Annotated in this window: 15 protein-coding genes; 12 read left to right on the top strand and 3 right to left on the bottom strand. The window is 35.1% G+C overall.

What is annotated here, in order from left to right:
- Positions 1 to 229 precede the first annotated feature (229 nt).
- Both PN471_RS13395 and PN471_RS13390 read right to left on the bottom strand, forming a co-directional pair.
- Complete coding sequence (locus tag PN471_RS13395) at positions 230 to 1282, bottom strand: tellurite resistance TerB family protein (RefSeq protein ID WP_193898037.1); 1053 nt, start codon at positions 1280 to 1282, stop codon at positions 230 to 232.
- A gap of 35 nt (positions 1283 to 1317) precedes the next feature.
- Positions 1318 to 1722 (bottom strand): hypothetical protein, encoded by a 405-nt coding sequence (locus tag PN471_RS13390; RefSeq protein WP_027403445.1) that lies wholly within the window; start codon positions 1720 to 1722, stop codon positions 1318 to 1320.
- A gap of 148 nt (positions 1723 to 1870) precedes the next feature.
- Here PN471_RS13390 and PN471_RS13385 point away from each other — a divergent pair, with 148 nt between their 5' ends.
- The 4 genes from PN471_RS13385 (at position 1871) to PN471_RS13370 (ending at position 7768) form a co-directional block, all read left to right on the top strand.
- Entirely contained in the window at positions 1871 to 3343 is a 1473-nt protein-coding gene (locus tag PN471_RS13385; RefSeq protein ID WP_271777270.1) for a dolichyl-phosphate-mannose--protein mannosyltransferase, read from the top strand.
- Between the two features lie 340 nt (positions 3344 to 3683).
- Positions 3684 to 5993, top strand: a complete 2310-nt coding sequence (locus PN471_RS13380) for a sensor histidine kinase (RefSeq protein WP_271777269.1) — start codon at positions 3684 to 3686, stop codon at positions 5991 to 5993.
- Positions 5950 to 6384, top strand: coding sequence for a response regulator (locus PN471_RS13375; RefSeq protein WP_442867155.1), 435 nt, complete (start codon positions 5950 to 5952; stop codon positions 6382 to 6384). Before PN471_RS13380 ends, PN471_RS13375 begins: the two co-directional genes overlap by 44 nt.
- A 223-nt stretch (positions 6385 to 6607) precedes the next feature.
- Entirely contained in the window at positions 6608 to 7768 is a 1161-nt protein-coding gene (locus tag PN471_RS13370) for a hybrid sensor histidine kinase/response regulator (protein ID WP_271777267.1), read from the top strand.
- Positions 7769 to 7882: 114 nt separating this feature from the next.
- Here PN471_RS13370 and PN471_RS13365 read toward each other — a convergent pair whose 3' ends face one another.
- The gene (locus PN471_RS13365; protein ID WP_271777266.1) at positions 7883 to 9478 is read right to left on the bottom strand and encodes a B12-binding domain-containing radical SAM protein; all 1596 of its coding nucleotides are present in this window, start codon (positions 9476 to 9478) and stop codon (positions 7883 to 7885) included.
- Between the two features lie 190 nt (positions 9479 to 9668).
- Here PN471_RS13365 and PN471_RS13360 point away from each other — a divergent pair, with 190 nt between their 5' ends.
- The 8 genes from PN471_RS13360 to PN471_RS13325 all read left to right on the top strand — a co-directional run bounded on the left by PN471_RS13360 (position 9669) and on the right by PN471_RS13325 (position 16315).
- On the top strand, positions 9669 to 10034 hold the full coding sequence (locus PN471_RS13360; RefSeq protein ID WP_271777265.1) for a hypothetical protein: 366 nt from the start codon (positions 9669 to 9671) through the stop codon (positions 10032 to 10034).
- Positions 10035 to 10039: 5 nt separating this feature from the next.
- On the top strand, positions 10040 to 10363 hold the full coding sequence (locus PN471_RS13355; protein WP_271777271.1) for an RNA-binding protein: 324 nt from the start codon (positions 10040 to 10042) through the stop codon (positions 10361 to 10363).
- A gap of 128 nt (positions 10364 to 10491) precedes the next feature.
- Positions 10492 to 10734: an antitoxin family protein gene (locus PN471_RS13350; protein WP_271777264.1), complete on the top strand. Its 243-nt coding sequence runs from the start codon at positions 10492 to 10494 to the stop codon at positions 10732 to 10734.
- Positions 10721 to 11023, top strand: coding sequence for a PIN domain-containing protein (locus PN471_RS13345; protein ID WP_271777263.1), 303 nt, complete (start codon positions 10721 to 10723; stop codon positions 11021 to 11023). Before PN471_RS13350 ends, PN471_RS13345 begins: the two co-directional genes overlap by 14 nt.
- A gap of 134 nt (positions 11024 to 11157) precedes the next feature.
- The gene (locus PN471_RS13340; RefSeq protein ID WP_271777262.1) at positions 11158 to 15117 is read left to right on the top strand and encodes a sacsin N-terminal ATP-binding-like domain-containing protein; all 3960 of its coding nucleotides are present in this window, start codon (positions 11158 to 11160) and stop codon (positions 15115 to 15117) included.
- 225 nt (positions 15118 to 15342) lie between these two features.
- Positions 15343 to 15549 carry a hypothetical protein gene (locus PN471_RS13335; RefSeq protein WP_193897442.1) on the top strand — a complete coding sequence of 69 codons (207 nt, stop codon included), beginning with the start codon at positions 15343 to 15345 and terminating at the stop codon, positions 15547 to 15549.
- Positions 15539 to 15928 (top strand): type II toxin-antitoxin system VapC family toxin, encoded by a 390-nt coding sequence (locus tag PN471_RS13330; RefSeq protein WP_271777261.1) that lies wholly within the window; start codon positions 15539 to 15541, stop codon positions 15926 to 15928. The genes PN471_RS13335 and PN471_RS13330 overlap by 11 nt, the downstream gene beginning before the upstream one ends.
- Positions 15929 to 16021: 93 nt before the next feature.
- Positions 16022 to 16315, top strand: a complete 294-nt coding sequence (locus PN471_RS13325) for a DUF433 domain-containing protein (RefSeq protein ID WP_271777260.1) — start codon at positions 16022 to 16024, stop codon at positions 16313 to 16315.
- Positions 16316 to 16598 lie beyond the last annotated feature (283 nt).

Raw genomic sequence — 16598 nt, 5'->3', positions numbered from 1 at the left:
CATTTTTTCTTCTGAATTTATTGTCAATACCTTATTAATTTCAATTTGTTGGCAATTTTTATATTACTGTCTATATTTATTGCCAACTTAGTTATGTGTTTATATTTAAGCTGTTTCTGTTACTTATTACACTCATGTCTGCACTACAAAATGAAGTGCGGAATGTAGGTTATAACCAAAGCCAGTAGGGGCGCAGACCCTGCGCCCAAAATAGGGTTATCCCTTAGATTTAGGCAAACTCAATCGTACGCACAAAATCTAAAATAGCTTTTTTCATTTTTTTCGCCTCTTCCTTCATAGAACCAGGCACTTCCCCATTTAAAAAGCTGCGTTGACTGCTAACTATATACAAACATTCATTATTAACAAAAGACAACAGTCCTCTATAGGCATCTAATCTAATGCCATTGCCATTAGTTTCTTGTTTGGATATAGTTGAACCTTGAGGCATATTTACTAACACATAGTAATAACTTTCTAAAGTATCTTGGAAATATTCTTTATGTTTCACTTCCGCCGTAGGAACATGAGAAATAATTGCTTGAGGAACATATTTATCCACCAAAACTCTATGCAGATATATCTCATCTTCTTGGCAATCTAGATCATCAATTTCTTCTAGAGAGAGTGGATAATAATCAATTCTGAGTAAAGTCCCAGCATCGTCCGAAAAACTCACCATTCCATCCTCAGCTTGCAGTTTTCCCCCCTGTTCAGAATTTACAGGAATAGGAACTATAAAGTTACCTAAAGGTGATTGATAAAATTGTTCACCAGCTTCATTAAAAATAACTGCTTCATATTCTTCTTCGAGATATTCTTCCTCGTCCCCAGCTTCTATTGAGGCAATTATTTCTTTGATGATTTCTTCTGCTTCTGCATCATCCAGTTCTAAAGCTATTTGTAGTTGTTTTAGAAAAACCTTTTTATTGGCTGGAATAATTAAATTTTCGGCATCAAAAAGCATAATCACTCCAGCCGCAAAACCATCTAAAACCGCCTCACCAGAAATGGCCGCATTAGCAGCATTAAACAAAGAACCTAATCCCACCTCTCCGGCAATTTCTATGAGTCTATCCACGGTTTCTAGCATTTCTTCTTCTGAGTATTCATCAAATATCTCAAACTCCCAAAGAATATCAGCTAAACTTTCGGCATCTATGTCTTCACTGCCAGAATCAACTATGGTGGTAATCACACCAATTGCCGCTACCGCTTCTTGTTCATTCAATGATTCTTTGATTTTGTCTTTGGACTTGAAAATATAATCATACTTTGTCATAACTTCTATCTCCTCAGTTAATTTGTTGTTTGTACTCAATTACTAGGTTGAGAAATCCGGGTTTCAATATCTTCCAATGTTCGCAATAATAGGCGATTTGCCTGTAATTGCCAACCCCATTTCTGAATCCTAAAGGCTGCTACAGTCCCCCCAATAGCTGCTAATAAGCCAATGGGTTGATTCAGGGAAATACCCAATAACAAACCCAAACCAGCAATTCCCCAAAATGGCAAAGCTACGGTTTGTCTTTGCTCTTCCACAATTTCTGCAATTTTACCAGATGGTATTGTAGCTAATAATGTCGCTTTTAGTTGCCTCTGTTCCGCCAATGGTACTGATAGACTAATCTTGCGGCGGAGTTTTTCCATTTTGCGGGCATCAGTGCTATACTCCGTAAGTTCATCTTCTGCCATTTTTAACAATCGCTCTAATTGTGACATAGTAGATTAAGTTTTCTGACTGTGTTAGAGCTATTATTCTACATTTGTGGACAACAAGATCGACAACAAGATCCCCGACTTCTCTAAGAAGTCGGGGATATAAATCTGTTTTTATTATTAGTTTTTGCAAAAACCCCTGAAGAACATCATGAAAAAACCCTGGTTTCGATTAGGCATAATAGGCATATTTCTACTTTCCTTGAGCTTACGTTTTTGGGGACTAAGCCGATTTAATACTTTAGTATTTGATGAAGTTTATTTTGCTAAATTTGGTAACAACTATCTGACCCATACACCATTTTTTAATGCTCATCCACCATTAAGTCAATATCTGATTGGGTTAGGGATTTGGATGAGTCAATATATTCCTATTGGTCGAGATACTGTCAATAGTCTCACAGATTCTTTATTATCTCCTTGGAATTATCGGTGGGTAAATGCGCTCACTGGTTCATTAATTCCCGTAATCGTGACTTTATTAACTTATCAATTTAGTTATCGTCATCGGTTTGCTTTATTAGCAGGATTTTTTACAGCTTGTGATGGATTATTTTTAGTAGAATCTCGTTATGCTTTAAGTAATATCTATATAGTTATCTTTGGTTTACTCGGACAATGGTTGTTATTATTGGCATTAGATCAGCAAAAACAAAACCGTTGGTTGTGGTTAATGCTCTCCGGTATTAGTTTTGGTGCTTCTATTGGCACAAAATGGAATGGCTTATGGTTTTTAACTGCTGCTTATGGTGTATGGATAGCAGCCTGGATAATTCGCTGGTTGCAATATGAAGATCATCCATCTCGCAGTCCATTATTTTCTTATTTACGGTTTTTCAATTCTGCCAATAATTCCCCAGATAATACTATAAAATCACCCTTGCAAAATCTGACAAAAATAAATATTTGGCAAATGGGTTCTTATTTAGGAATTATTCCTACAGTTATTTATAGTCTGATTTGGATTCCTCACCTCCAACTAGATAAAAGATATGGATTTATTGAAGTTCATAAACAAATTTTGCACTTTCATCTGCAATTAGGTGGTAATAGTCCTAGCGTTCATCCTTATTGTGCTGCATGGTATAAATGGCCATTGCTAACTCGACCAATGGCTTATTATTATCAAACTGCTCAAAGTACCAAGGATTCCTTACCTGATGGTGCTGGTAAAGTAATTTATGATGTTCATGCTATGGGGAATCCTTTTTTATGGTGGTTTGGTTTAGCTGCAATGATCTTTTTAATTGGTATGGTAATCATCACAATTACGATGCCGATAATCGAAAAAAAGCGGTTATTTATCCCGAAAGATCTTACCGCTGATACTTGGATTGGCTTATTTTTAGTCATAAATTATGGGGCTAATCTCCTCCCTTGGGTGGAGGTAACAAGGTGTGTTTTTATCTACCATTATATGTCCGCGGTTGTGTTTACATTTATAGCGATCGCTTGGGTTGTTGATCAATGTCTGCTGAGTTATTATCGGCAAATTCGCGCAGTAGGTGTGACTATAACTTTTATCATTGTTGCTGCTTTCATTTTCTGGATGCCTATTTATCTAGGTTTACCTATCTCTCCTGATGGTTATAGAATGCGGATGTGGTTTGGTTCCTGGGTTTAGTCAAAAGTAGGAATAGTGAAAAATTGACCGCAGATAAACGCAGATAAAGACGGATGAATTAATCAATTAATTTCATAATTTTGTGCAGCCACACATAAAATTGAAATTGCTTAATATATATACACAAAGACTGCGGATTTAATCATCTTCTCTTTTACATTTCTTATCTATATATTTGGTGACAGCTAGTTCTTCTGTGTAAGAATATTAGGTAAGGGCAACTATAACTATGGGCTTTGCTACTACCAAAGGTACTAAATTCACAAAAATTTTTATAGGTGTGAGGAGTTTAGATTAAATCTACAGATTTTATGCTCTAAAATTATAGGGGAAGGGTTTTATGGATATCAATGTCAAGCAGCAGCATATTAATATCACGAGCTTAAAAGAAGCACCAATACATTTGGTTAGTGAAATTCAACCCCATGGAATTTTGTTAGTCTTACAAGAGCCAGATTTACAAATATTACAAGTTAGTCGCAATACTTTCAGCACTTTTGGCATATCTCCAAAGGATATGGTACAACAGGAATTAGAAGATTTATTAGATCCTTACCAAATCCAGAAAATTAAATTTTGGTTGTCAGAAGAAAATCTAGATTTTATTAATCCTACAAAAATTTGGATTAAGAAACAAGGAGATGAATATACAATATTTGATGCCACTTTCTATCGTAACTCCGAAGGGTTTTTAATCTTAGAATTAGAACCTACGGCATCTCAGGAAAATATTCCTTTCTTGAGTTTTTATCATTTAGCTCAAGCCTCAATTAATCGCTTAGAAAAAAGTCAAAGCCTCTGTGATTTTAGTCAAATTATTGTGCAAGAAATCCGCAAAATAACGGGATTTGACAGAGTAATGTTATATAAATTCTGTGATGATGGACATGGTTCTGTGATTGCTGAAGAAAAAACAGATACTTTATCATCTTATTTAGGATTACATTATCCAGAATCAGATATTCCTCAGCCAGCACGACAATTATTTCTAGAAAATTCTATCCGAGTTATTCCCGATACAAATATTCAATCATCAGCCGAACTTTTCCCTAGAATTAACCCAGTTAGCGGACAACCCATTGATTTAACTAATTCAATTCTCAGAAGTGCTGCACCATGTCATCTAGAATATTTACATAATATGGGCGTGGCTGCATCTTTGACAATTTCCTTAATTAAGGATCACAAACTTTGGGGTTTAATTGCTTGTCATCATCAATCACCCAAATATGTTTCCTATGAATTGCGAAAAGCTTGTGAATTTTTAGGAAGAATCATATTTTCAGAAATTTCTGGCAAAGAAGAAACTGAAGATTACGACTATCAGCTAAATTTAAACCATATTCAATCACTATTGGTTGAATATATGTCTCAAGAACCGAACTTTATTGATGGTTTAGTCAAAAATCAAATAAATCTGCTCAATCTAACTAATGCTGAAGGTGTAGCCATATATTTTGGTGGGAAATATACTCTGATTGGTAATACTCCTCAAGAAGAAGAATTGAATCTTTTAGGAGAATGGCTGAGAAACAATGGAGAAGACGAGGTATTTTTCACCGATTCTTTACCACAAATCTATCCAGACGCGATTAGCTTTAAAAATGTTGCGAGTGGTTTATTAGCTATCCCCATTTCTGGAAAAAATTATATATTATGGTTTCGACCAGAAATGATTCAAACTATCAATTGGGGTGGAAATCCCCATCAGGCTTTTTCAGTTGATGAATCTGAAGGAAATGTCCGTTTGTGTCCCCGTAAATCATTTGAATTATGGAAAGAAATAGTTCAATTAACATCTTTACCCTGGCAAAATGTAGAAGTTAAAGCTGCATTAGAATTACAAAAGTCTATCATCAATATTATCCTCCGTCAAGCTGATGAATTAGCCCAATTAGCCGAAGACTTAAAACGTTCTAATGCAGAATTGAGAAAATTTGCCTATATCGCTTCCCATGATTTGCAAGAACCATTAAATCAAGTCGCCAATTATGTGCAGCTTTTGGAAATGCGTTATGAAGCAGAACTAGACGCAGATGCAAAAGAGTTTATTGGTTATGTTGTCGAAGGTGTAATTTTAATGCAGACCTTAATTGATGACGTACTCGCATACTGCAACCTAGATACATTAGGAATTACTTTTCAAGTTACCGAAGTCGAAACAGCTTTAAATCGGACTTTGAAGAATTTACGTCAATGCATTGCGGAAACCTGCGCAATTATTACCCATGATCCCTTACCCGCAGTTATGGCTGATGAAACACAGTTAATCCAGCTATTTTTGAACCTCATTGGTAACGCGATCAAATTCCACAGTAGTGAACCACCAAGGGTTCATATTAGTGCGAAAAGATGGGAGGATGAATGGTTATTTTCAGTTCAAGATAACGGAATTGGCTTAAATCCGCAATTTAGCGATCGCATCTTTACCATCTTTCAACGTCTACACACCAGGGATAAATATCCAGGGACAGGAATAGGTTTGGCTATTTGTAAGAAAATAATTGAATGTCATCGCGGACGAATCTGGGTAGAGTCACAACTTGGTCGGGGTGCGACTTTTTACTTCACAATTCCCGTCAGCGATTGTAATTATGAGCGTCAACATGGCAAAAACACACAAAATCATCTTTTTAGTGGAGGACAATAAGGCGGATATTCGTCTCATTCAAGAAGCATTAAAAACCAGTTCATTACCTCATCAAGTAATCACAGTTAGGGACGGTGTGGAAGCTATGAATTACCTCCATCAAGCAGGAGAATATGCTAACGCACCACGTCCTGATTTGATTTTATTAGACTTAAATTTACCCAAAAAAGGTGGTAGAGAGGTATTAGCAGAAATTAAATCTGATCCTCAACTCAAACGCATTCCCATCGTCATTTTGACAACTTCAAAAAATCAAGATGACATTTTCCATAGTTACGACTTACACGCTAACTGCTACATTACCAAACCTCGTAATTTGAATCAGCTATTTCAAATCATCCAGAGTATTGAAAGATTTTGGTTTTCTACCGTAACCTTACCATTAGCATAAAAGTATAGCAGGAGTCAGGAAGTAGGGGCGCAGGGCCTGCGCCCAGTCAGGAGTCAGGAAGAAAAGAGAAGAAAGAATTAGGAATAATAGTCTTTTACGTGATTGCTTTTACCGTAAATTTTGTATCTCCTGCAACTGTATAAAACTACATTCGATATATTCTTGAAAACTAATTTAATAAAAGTCTATTTAACCAACAACTCGCAAAAGGTAAAACCAGGAAATGATTACCGCAACTTCCACACTAAAAATCCTCTTAATTGAAGATAACCTAGCAGAAGCCAGGTTATTGCAAGAGTTCATTAAACTCACAAAATCTCAAAATTTTGGTTTAGTTCACGTCCAAAGACTTCAAGACGGAATCAACCAATTAAATAGCCAAAAATACGACGTAATTTTATTAGATTTGACCCTTCCTGACAGTCAAGGATTATCTTCTATCCCTCAGTTACTTCAGCAAAATCCCAGCAATCCCATCATAGTTCTGACTAACACAAATGATGAAGAACTAGCCATTGAAGCAGTGAGACAAGGAGCGCAAGATTATCTAGTCAAAAGGCACGTAAATCCAGATACATTAGTACGTTCTGTGCGATATGCTGTAGAACGCAAACAATTTTTAGAAGAATTAAATCAAATTAATCAAACATTAGAAACTCAAGTTGAAGAAAAAACCACAGAACTCTTAAAATCTCAAGAAATTAATCAGCTTAAATCTGAATTTATGGCTATGCTTTCCCATGATATTCGCAATCCTTTAAACACCATTCTTCTCGCGGCTGGATTAATAGAAAAATATCAAAAAGAACTGACAAATAATTCCCAAATTGACTATGTACAACTCATCCGCTCTGCCATCAACAATGTATCACATTTAGTAGATGAAGCTTCACTAATTGGTAAATCTGATTCTGGTCAACTACCATACCAACCACACATACTCAACTTAGAAAACTTATGCTCTGAGTTAGTAAAACAATCTCAATTACCTGCCCAAGAACAACAACTGAACTTAATTTTCACCAGTTCTGAACACTGTTTCGAATTCCTGGGAGATGAAACCCTCTTAAAGCATATTATCAGTAATTTACTCAATAATGCCATTAAATATTCAATTCCCGGAGGTACAGTTCTATTTGAATTAATTAAACAAGAAAAAACCGTAATTTTGAGATTTCAAGATCAGGGAATTGGTATGAGCGAAAAAGACCAAAAAAAATTATTTCAACCATTTCACCGGGGAGAAAATATAGGCATAATTCCTGGTAGTGGTCTAGGACTAACAATCGTCCAACAGTGCGTTATAGCCCACAGAGGGGAAATTACAGTTAATAGTCAAGTAGGAGTAGGTTCAACTTTTACAGTGACTTTGCCGATATATTGAAAAATTGAACCTTTACAACCTTTATTCTTTGCGTCTTTGCGTCTTTGCGTGAGACTTAAAAAAATGAAATCATCAGCCTTTATTTAAGAGTTAAATAAAAGTTGATGAATCATTCTAAACTACCGCTTCTGCTTTTTCTGCAACTTTTTCCTTCACAGGTACATAAGGTTTTTCCGCACCTTGGGCTAAATACGCAGCTAATTGACTTTCGATTTGATCGCGGACAATTTGCCGATATTCCATAAAATGCTCAATGTGAGCGCAGGTAGAAATGTATTGTTCAATCACCTTGGGATTATGCTTGAGAATACTAAACAAATGATGCCAGAACTTCCAGCGAGTTTGGCGTTTAAATCCTTGTCGCCAAATTACAATTAGTAAGGCTCTGATAACTACCCATTCTGGCATTTTTGCCGGCGCTGTATATCTAGCTGGACCTAACATCATAAAACAGCGATAGGTGCGATCTAAATAGGCGGTAGGATCATATAAAGCACAGAAGGCTTCAATATATTCCCTAGCCAATTCTTCCAGGGGACGGGTAGGAATAAAATTCATCAATGTGGTTTGATTGATATTCCCATCTTGGTTTTCTCGCAATCTGCCCTCTTTGGTTAAACGATGCCACAGTGCAGTATTGGGTAACGCCTGTAACATAGCAAAGGTAGTAGAAGGAATAGCTGCGAGTTCGGCAAAACGGACAATGCGATCGCCTGCACCCGCTTTTTCACCATCAAAACCAATAATAAACCCAGCCATTGGCCGCAGTCCAGCCTTAATAATGGTTTCTACCGACTCAGTTAAGGAACTGCGAGTATTTTGGAATTTCTTAGTTAGTTGTAAACTATCTTCATCGGGGGTTTCAATCCCCAAAAATACCGCTTTAAAGCCACAATCAACCATCAACTCCATCATCTCTGCGTCTTGCGCCAAATCAATGGAAGCTTCGGTGTCAAAATTGAACGGATATTGATGTTCTTCCATCCAAACTTTTAACTCTTTCAGCAACAACTTCACATTTCGCTTGTTGCCAATAAAGTTATCATCCACCATAAACACACCCCGCCGCCAACCCAAATCATAAAGATAATCCAACTCGGCTAACAGTTGTGCAGGTGTTTTAGTTCGGGGTTTGCGTCCATATAATACAATGATGTCGCAAAATTCGCACTGGAAGGGACAACCCCGCGAAAACTGCACCGACATCATATCATAGGCATTAAATTCCAGTAAATCAAAGCGGGGAATGGGTGTACTGGTAACATCAGGCTTTTCAGTAGCCCGGAAAACTCCAGATTTTTCGCCCCGTTGCACAGCTTCCACAAACATGGGTAAGGTGATTTCCCCTTCATCCAGAATCAGGTAATCTGCCCCTGCTGCTTCCACTTCATGGGGTGTAGAGGTAGGATAAGGACCACCCAAAGCCACCAGCTTACCCCGTCGTTTCGCTTCCCGAATTTGCTCTAGTAAATCTTGTTTTTGGACAATCATAGCCGAGAAAATCACCATATCTGCCCATGCCCACTCTTCTTCTGTAGCAGGGCGGATGTTACGATCTACAAGCTTAAACTCCCACTCTTGGGGCAAAATTGCCGCTACCGTCACCAAACCTAATGGTGGTAACAACACCTTTCTGTCAACTAGCGCCAGAATTTTCTCATAAGACCAAAATGTGCTTGGAAATATTGGATAAACTAGCAAAACACGCATAGTATCACCCCTCACGATTTATTTGTGATCTAACTGTAACTAAAATTAAGACTATTTGACTTTTTTCTCAAGCCTGTTGTATGTGAGAATGGGGGGATTGTCAGAATCAGGATGACCAGGATTAAAGGATGAACAGGATAAAAACTGGGAACAATTAAAAAATACAAATAGTTTTGAGCTTATTCTACTCATGCAGTCTGGTCAATTAGCATCTACTCTAAGCGTTACAATTTACAAAGCACCACAAAAAGGTAAAGGTCAAAAATTATTACAGGAAGGCTTTCAAGTTGTTGATTTTCCCTATAATCCCCCCTACCTTGATGGAAGTTGCTACTTTGCCGGACAAAATTACAGAAGCATTGCTGAGGAGTTCAACGAGAGCTATCAAGAGGGGATTATTGAGGTATATATTGATCAAGCAAGCTACGAGCAGTATTTCAAATCTCTTGAGTGTCGTTATGATGAAAAAGATGGTTGTGAGCGAATTGAGATGGTTGTTCCTCAAAGTTTGTTTCCCATCCTTAACCAATTTCCACGAGTCCTTAAATTACGGTGAATATTATGGATAGTACAAGTTGGGAAAATATTAAATCTAAGTATAAGCTGGGTCAGTTTGTTCTGGGCAAAGTTGAATTTCATACACTCTTTGGCGTTTTTGTCAATGTTGATGATTCTTTAGTTAAGGGGTTGATCAAAATCCCTGACTTTTTAGATCAAGGGGGGATGACTCCAGAAATGTATCCAGAAATTGGTACAACTGTAGGCGCGGTTGTGGTTGGATATAACGAGAGTAATTGCCGCGAGGTGTATTTAAGTGCAAAACCCAGTGTACTGCATAAAGCTCTTGTGCCTTTGAAGATTCCTGCTTTAGCTAGTAAAAGCTAATTGAATTTTTTCTCAATTTATCTGTTGTATGTGAAAATAGAGAAAGAATTTTGATAACTGATTTGGTAGTGCAAGAAAATTAGACAAGTTAAGTTATTTCTAGTCCTGGTGTTCATTTATGGTATCCCATGCAGCAAACTCTAAAAGCAATTTACCGTAATGGTACATTTATTTTACAAACCGCTTGTAACTTACCAGAAAACCTGGAAGTTGAGCTTATTGTTCAATCTCCTCAAGTTATACCACCGAAAATTACTGATATTAGTGCTAGGAAAAACTTTCTAAAATCACTGGTGGAAAGAATGCAACAAAATCCTATTCCTTTTGCTGCACCTCAGTTTACAAGGGATATGTTGCATGAACGCCGTTGACACAAATATTTTGATTTACGTGAATGATCCACGTGATCCTCATAAACAGGAAATAGCCGCTTCTTTAGTATCTAATCTCATAGATGGTGTTTTAATCTGGCAGGTTGCCTGTGAATATTTGGCCGCAAGCCGTAAGCTAGAGTCATTAGGGTATGATAAATCACAGGCTTATCAATACATTCGAGATTTACAACAAGTTTGGTACACTGCTTTACCAATTTGGAATGTGATTGATCGTGCTGAGGAATTAATGAAACGTTTTAGTCTCTCACATTGGGATTCAATATAAAAAACAGTAAATTTTCTGTATAAAAACTAAAATATTTATATAATATAGTATAAAATTGAACTACTATGCTTTTAGATATGTAGTAGGTACTTCTTTGCACACCAAAGGGACTAAGGCAAAAAGGAATAATATCAATGACTGACGCAAAAAAATTCATCGAGATATTAAATAAACAAAAGTCTAATTACACCAGTCCTGAGTCATCTCAGGATATAGCTAACTCTCTTGAATCTTTATCTACAGATATTTATACGGATAGCAAACGATTTATATATGAAATGCTTCAGAACGCAGATGACGCAAGTAATAGATCAGGAAAACTTGAAATCCAAATTCAGATTATAGGACAGTATTTAGTTATTTCACATCAAGGTGAAAAGTTTACAGAAATAGATATTGAATCTATTTGTAGTGTGGGGGATGGTAATAAAAAGGGAGATGAAAATAAAACAGGTTTTAAAGGAATTGGATTTAAGTCTATTTTCTCTCATTCAGATTATGTAATTATTAATTCTGGTGATTATTGTTTTAGTTTTGATAAAAATCATTGGGAAAATTATTGGAGTAATAACTGGGGAAAACAACAAGATTGGAAAAATCAAAGAGTGAGTAAAGGAAAAGAAGCAAATGTAAAAATGCCTTGGCAGATTATTCCAATTTGGACTTATTTACCGAAAGAATTAGCTTTTGTGAAGAAATTTAATGTTTCTACAATTGTTAAATATGACGATATTGAAAAACTTCATAAAGAATTATTTGACCTTTTTTCTAATACCCAAATATTACTTTTTTTGAGAAGTCGAGAAGTTAAAGTTACTATCACTAAAGCTGTTAGCTTCACTATTGAAAAAATTAGAACCGGGGAAACAATTAAGTTAAGAAAAAATGGTCATGATATAAGTGAATGGTTATTCATATCAGTTCCACTGGATGTCGATCAGTTAACAAAAAACATAATGGAAAATGATATACGTATTCCCAAAAAGCTGAGACAATCAAATAAAACAGAGATATCTTTTGCTGTTCAATTGGAAGATGGCAAGATAAAAACGGCAGATAGAGAAAACAGATTAATATTTACTTACCTTCCAACATCGGTAAACTATGATTTTCCATTTTTAGTAAATGCAAGTTTCCTTACAGATGCAGGTAGACAACATCTGCATGAAGATTTATATTGGAATATTTGGCTATTTCAACAAATACCAATTTATCTTTTTAGATGGTTGTCAGAACTTGCTAAATCAAAATATAAAAATGAAATTCTAAAACTTATACCTCATAGGTTTCCTGGTCATTCACAATTAAAACTCTCTTTTAATGAAGGTTTGAATAAAGCAATTAGTGAAATAGCATTTATTCCTAATAAGCAAGGAGATTTGTTAAAAGTAAGTGATGCAATTTGGGATAAAACTAATATTTCGGAATTTATAAATCAAAACATCTTAATTGACTATATTAATATTAGAAGAAAAAAATCTTTTTCATATCAATCTTTAATTGCTAATTTCGATAATTTAAGCAGTTTGATTAGGTTAGGACTAACAACTTTTGATATTGAACATTTAGCAGATTTTTTTCAATCTGAAACTTTTGTAATCGAGCATAAAGTAGAAGAAAATTTTAGTTTAATCATTTTCTTGTTTGAACAGTGTCAAAAAGGAAAAAATGCTGATGAATTTAAACAAAAAATTCAAGATATACCTTTTATTTTTAATCAAAATTCAAAATTATGTAACACAGTTAATTTATTATTTGGTAAACATACAAAGGTTACTGACGAAGAAGTTATACATACCGATGTATTAACTCAAATCAAGAATAGTCAACAAATTTATAATTGGCTTTCTCTTTTAGGAGTACAAGAACCAACAGATTCATCATTCATTAGTCTAATTATTCAAGAACCTGACAAATTTATTAATCTTGAGAATGCAATTGATACAATACGCTTTATTTTCAACGCCTACAAGAAAAATATAATTACAAATGAACAGTTTGAAGAGCTTCGTAAAGTCAGTTTGCTGACAAAAGGAGGAACTCTAGTAAGTTGCGAAAATTGCTACTTATCTGATTTTTATAATCCTGATTTAATGTTGGAGAAAAAATACTCTGCTGACGTTTATGTTTCTGAAAAATATCCAGAAGGTAAAGATGAAAAAACGGAGTGGAAAGCCTTTTTTCTGAAAATGAAGGTTAAGCAAAATATCAATAAATATCAGCTTGATAAGCGTAATATTTCTTCACTTAGTGTTAGCTTTGGCAAAGAATACTTTGATATTAATGATGGTTATATTAGTAAAGCATTTAAACAAGTTGGATTTGGCTATGGCTCTCATAATCAAGTCTCTTTTGTAAGGAGTTTGAGCTTCCTAGAACAAACCGCTAATAACCAAGTTTTTGCGAAAATATTTTGGGAAAATGTAATTATATCAGGAGAATTAGACTTAACTTTCTTTCGACAAAAAACTTTTCTTATATATGGAATAGGTGAGGGATACAATAGTTATATAACTCCTATCAATACGACATATTTTGAATGGTATATAAGGAATAAGGAATGTATTCCAACTACTACAGGAAAATGTTATAAACCTGAAAATGTTTTTGTAAATAGCACTGAAATTAATGGGATTGCAGGAAACTATCTACCAGTTTTTGACTGTGTGCATACTATTTCCAATGAACTAAGAGACTTTTTTGGTTTTATCCCTAGACTGGAATTTAATCACTATTTAGAAATTTTAAAAAATATATCCAATGTTACTTTATTAACCCTAGAAAAGCAAAAAGAAAATAAAAATAAAGTAAAATTAATTTACGACAAGTTAGCATCAATGAACTTGCATAGTTCCGAAATAGAAGAAATAAGAAATTGGGGTACAAAGCATAAGCTGTTAGCTCAAGATGGTAAAACTTTTTTATATTCATCAGAATTATCTATTGTTACAGTTAAAGGGTTTAAAGCACCGAATTTAGCTTTTTGGGATGAAAATAATAAAAAAGTTATAGAGTTATTAAAGATTTTCGGTGTTTCAGTTATTGATAAAATAAAACCAGATATTAGTAATCCAGTTAAAAGACAAGACTTAATAAATAAGTTAATGGAGATTTTACCATTAATTGTAGTAGTTTCAATTGAAGAATCAAAAAGTAAAAAATACTGGGATACTGAATACAGTAGACTGCATGATCAGTTAAATAGTATAGTATTTTTTGAGGCTAGTGAAATATATTTATCTTATGGAAATGCAGAAGATAAACAAAAAAGTAGTTCTTATTCTGATGGTAAAAATTTTTATTATGTAGGTAAATGGAATAAGCCAAGAGTTTTAGATAGTCTAGTTGAACCTCTAGGAAAGTTTTTAGGTATTGAATATGGAGAAAGACATTTATCTGTTTTATTATCTGATACTTTTGAAGAGGGTATTGAATATTTAAAAGAAAAATTTGGAGATAATGTCATTGATCTTATTCCTGTTGAGTTACGAAAACCACCAGAAATAAACTCAGTACCTACACATTTATCAGAAAATCCAGAAGCTATTAATAGCAATTATTATGGTGATGATAGTGTAACAGATGATCCAGAATTAGCTAAAAGATATGCAGAATTAGGAAAACAATGGGCAACAAAATTGTATTGTTCTCACGGATATGAAGTTATAGATTCCAATGAAATTGGTTATGATTTAGTTTGCCACAAAGCAGGAGAATCTTTAAAAGTAGAAGTCAAGGCTATAACTTTTAACCGTCCTAATATTCGTTTTAATGAGACAACATGGCAACAAATGACTAAATATCAAGATACTTATGAAGTATTTATCTTTAGTCATGAACAAGACGCTACAAAAGAACTAATTCGTATTAGAAAAGCAGGATTGACTTTTCAGGAAGTATTATCTCAACTACCAAAAACAACCGCTCCCTATAATAGTGGTGAAATAGAATCCTTAATAGGTCTTCAACTTAATAAAAGTGAAGTGGGGAATGATATAATGTTTAGGTGGCATAGATTGTTAAAAAATTCAATTCATGATGCTATTGAAAAATATCAGTATGATAATGCTACATCTACTTTTCATAAACTCTAAAACAGCATGACTTAATTAGTAAAATCCATGTACTGGTAGATTTACATTTCATTAACCCACCTTTTTTGTTTGTATAAGTAGTGATGCTTGCTTGCGAGAAGGAGAGCGATCTTTATGGTTCATGTAGGATGATCAGGCGATCGCATGGGATAAACTAGAGAAGTGCGATCGCGTAAGCACTGACTTGTCAGTTCGCCATTTATTATGCTTTAGAGGTTTAGATGTATGACAAACCGTGAACAATTAATCCAAGAACTCGAAAAAACTCCTGATGATATTGTACAACTTTTACTAGATTATTTACATCGTGTGAAAGCTACACGGAAAGATCATCCTCTAGCCAAATTTGCAGGAATTTTAAGCGACGCAGAAGCAACAGAAATAAAACAATCAATTGCTGAATGTCGGCAGGTGGATAAAAATGAGTGGTGAAATTGCTTTAGATACTTCTGTTGCAGTTCGGTTTTTAAATGGTGACACTGCAATTATTGAAAGAGTATTGACGTTACCAGAAGTTATTTTACCCTTAGTGGTAGCAGGAGAATTGTTATTTGGGGCTGAAAATTCATCCCGTCCATTACAAAATTTACCGCGTTATCTAGAGTTTATTTCAACTTGTACCGTTGTACCCTTGGGAAGAGAAACAACTGCTATCTATGCTCAAACTCGTTTAATGCTGAAGCGGAAAGGCAGACCAATTCCAATGAATGATATTTGGATTGCTGCTCAGTGCTTGGAAAAAGGGTGGATATTAGTTACAGATGATACGGATTTTGATTATGTAGATGGGTTGGTATTGGAGCATTGGTAAGTGGTTAGACGGACTAAAATAATCATTAAAGTTAGTCAGCCAGCTAAGTTGATAAACTAGAGAAAACATCAGACTACCTGAGCAACTTATCTTATGTTTGCTGAAACTTCCTCAAGATATGTTACACGCAATCCTGAAATTTTAGGTGGAGAGCCAATTATTACAGGTACTCGTACATCCATCCGTGCTATTGTTGGTCTATGGCGATTAGGAATTATGCCAGAAGAAATACCTAATCATTTACCACATTTAACACTGGCACAAGTATTTGATGCCTTGAGTTTTTATCTTGATCATCAGGCAGAAATTAATGATTATATTGAACGAAATCAAGTGCCTAATGAATTGGTACATCCTGCTGTAAAGGCTGCATTAGGCACAGTATGACCATATTTGCAGCACTTTACATAGATGAGGATATGTCCGCATTAGTCGCAACCATGAATGCGTTCTCGTGGTTTGGATGTGACAACCGTTCCTGAACAAGCAACTCTCGGTAAAACTGATCTTCAACAGCTTGAACTTGCAACTTCTGTGACGTACTCCACACACTCCCTTTCAGGTGAGTGTGGGCTTCTCAGTGACTCCTCTATGAGGACATTAACTGAGCTTTAAGACCGTGCGCCCCACGGTTCTTTGGTTTTGAGATTTGTTTTTTGTTTTGTAGGCT

The organism is Aphanizomenon sp. CS-733/32 (assembly GCF_028330045.1).
GTDB classification, from domain to species: Bacteria; Cyanobacteriota; Cyanobacteriia; order Cyanobacteriales; family Nostocaceae; genus Dolichospermum; species Dolichospermum gracile.
The sequence above is the reverse complement of the archived record's forward strand: the minus strand, read 5'-3'. Positions and strand labels throughout refer to the sequence as shown.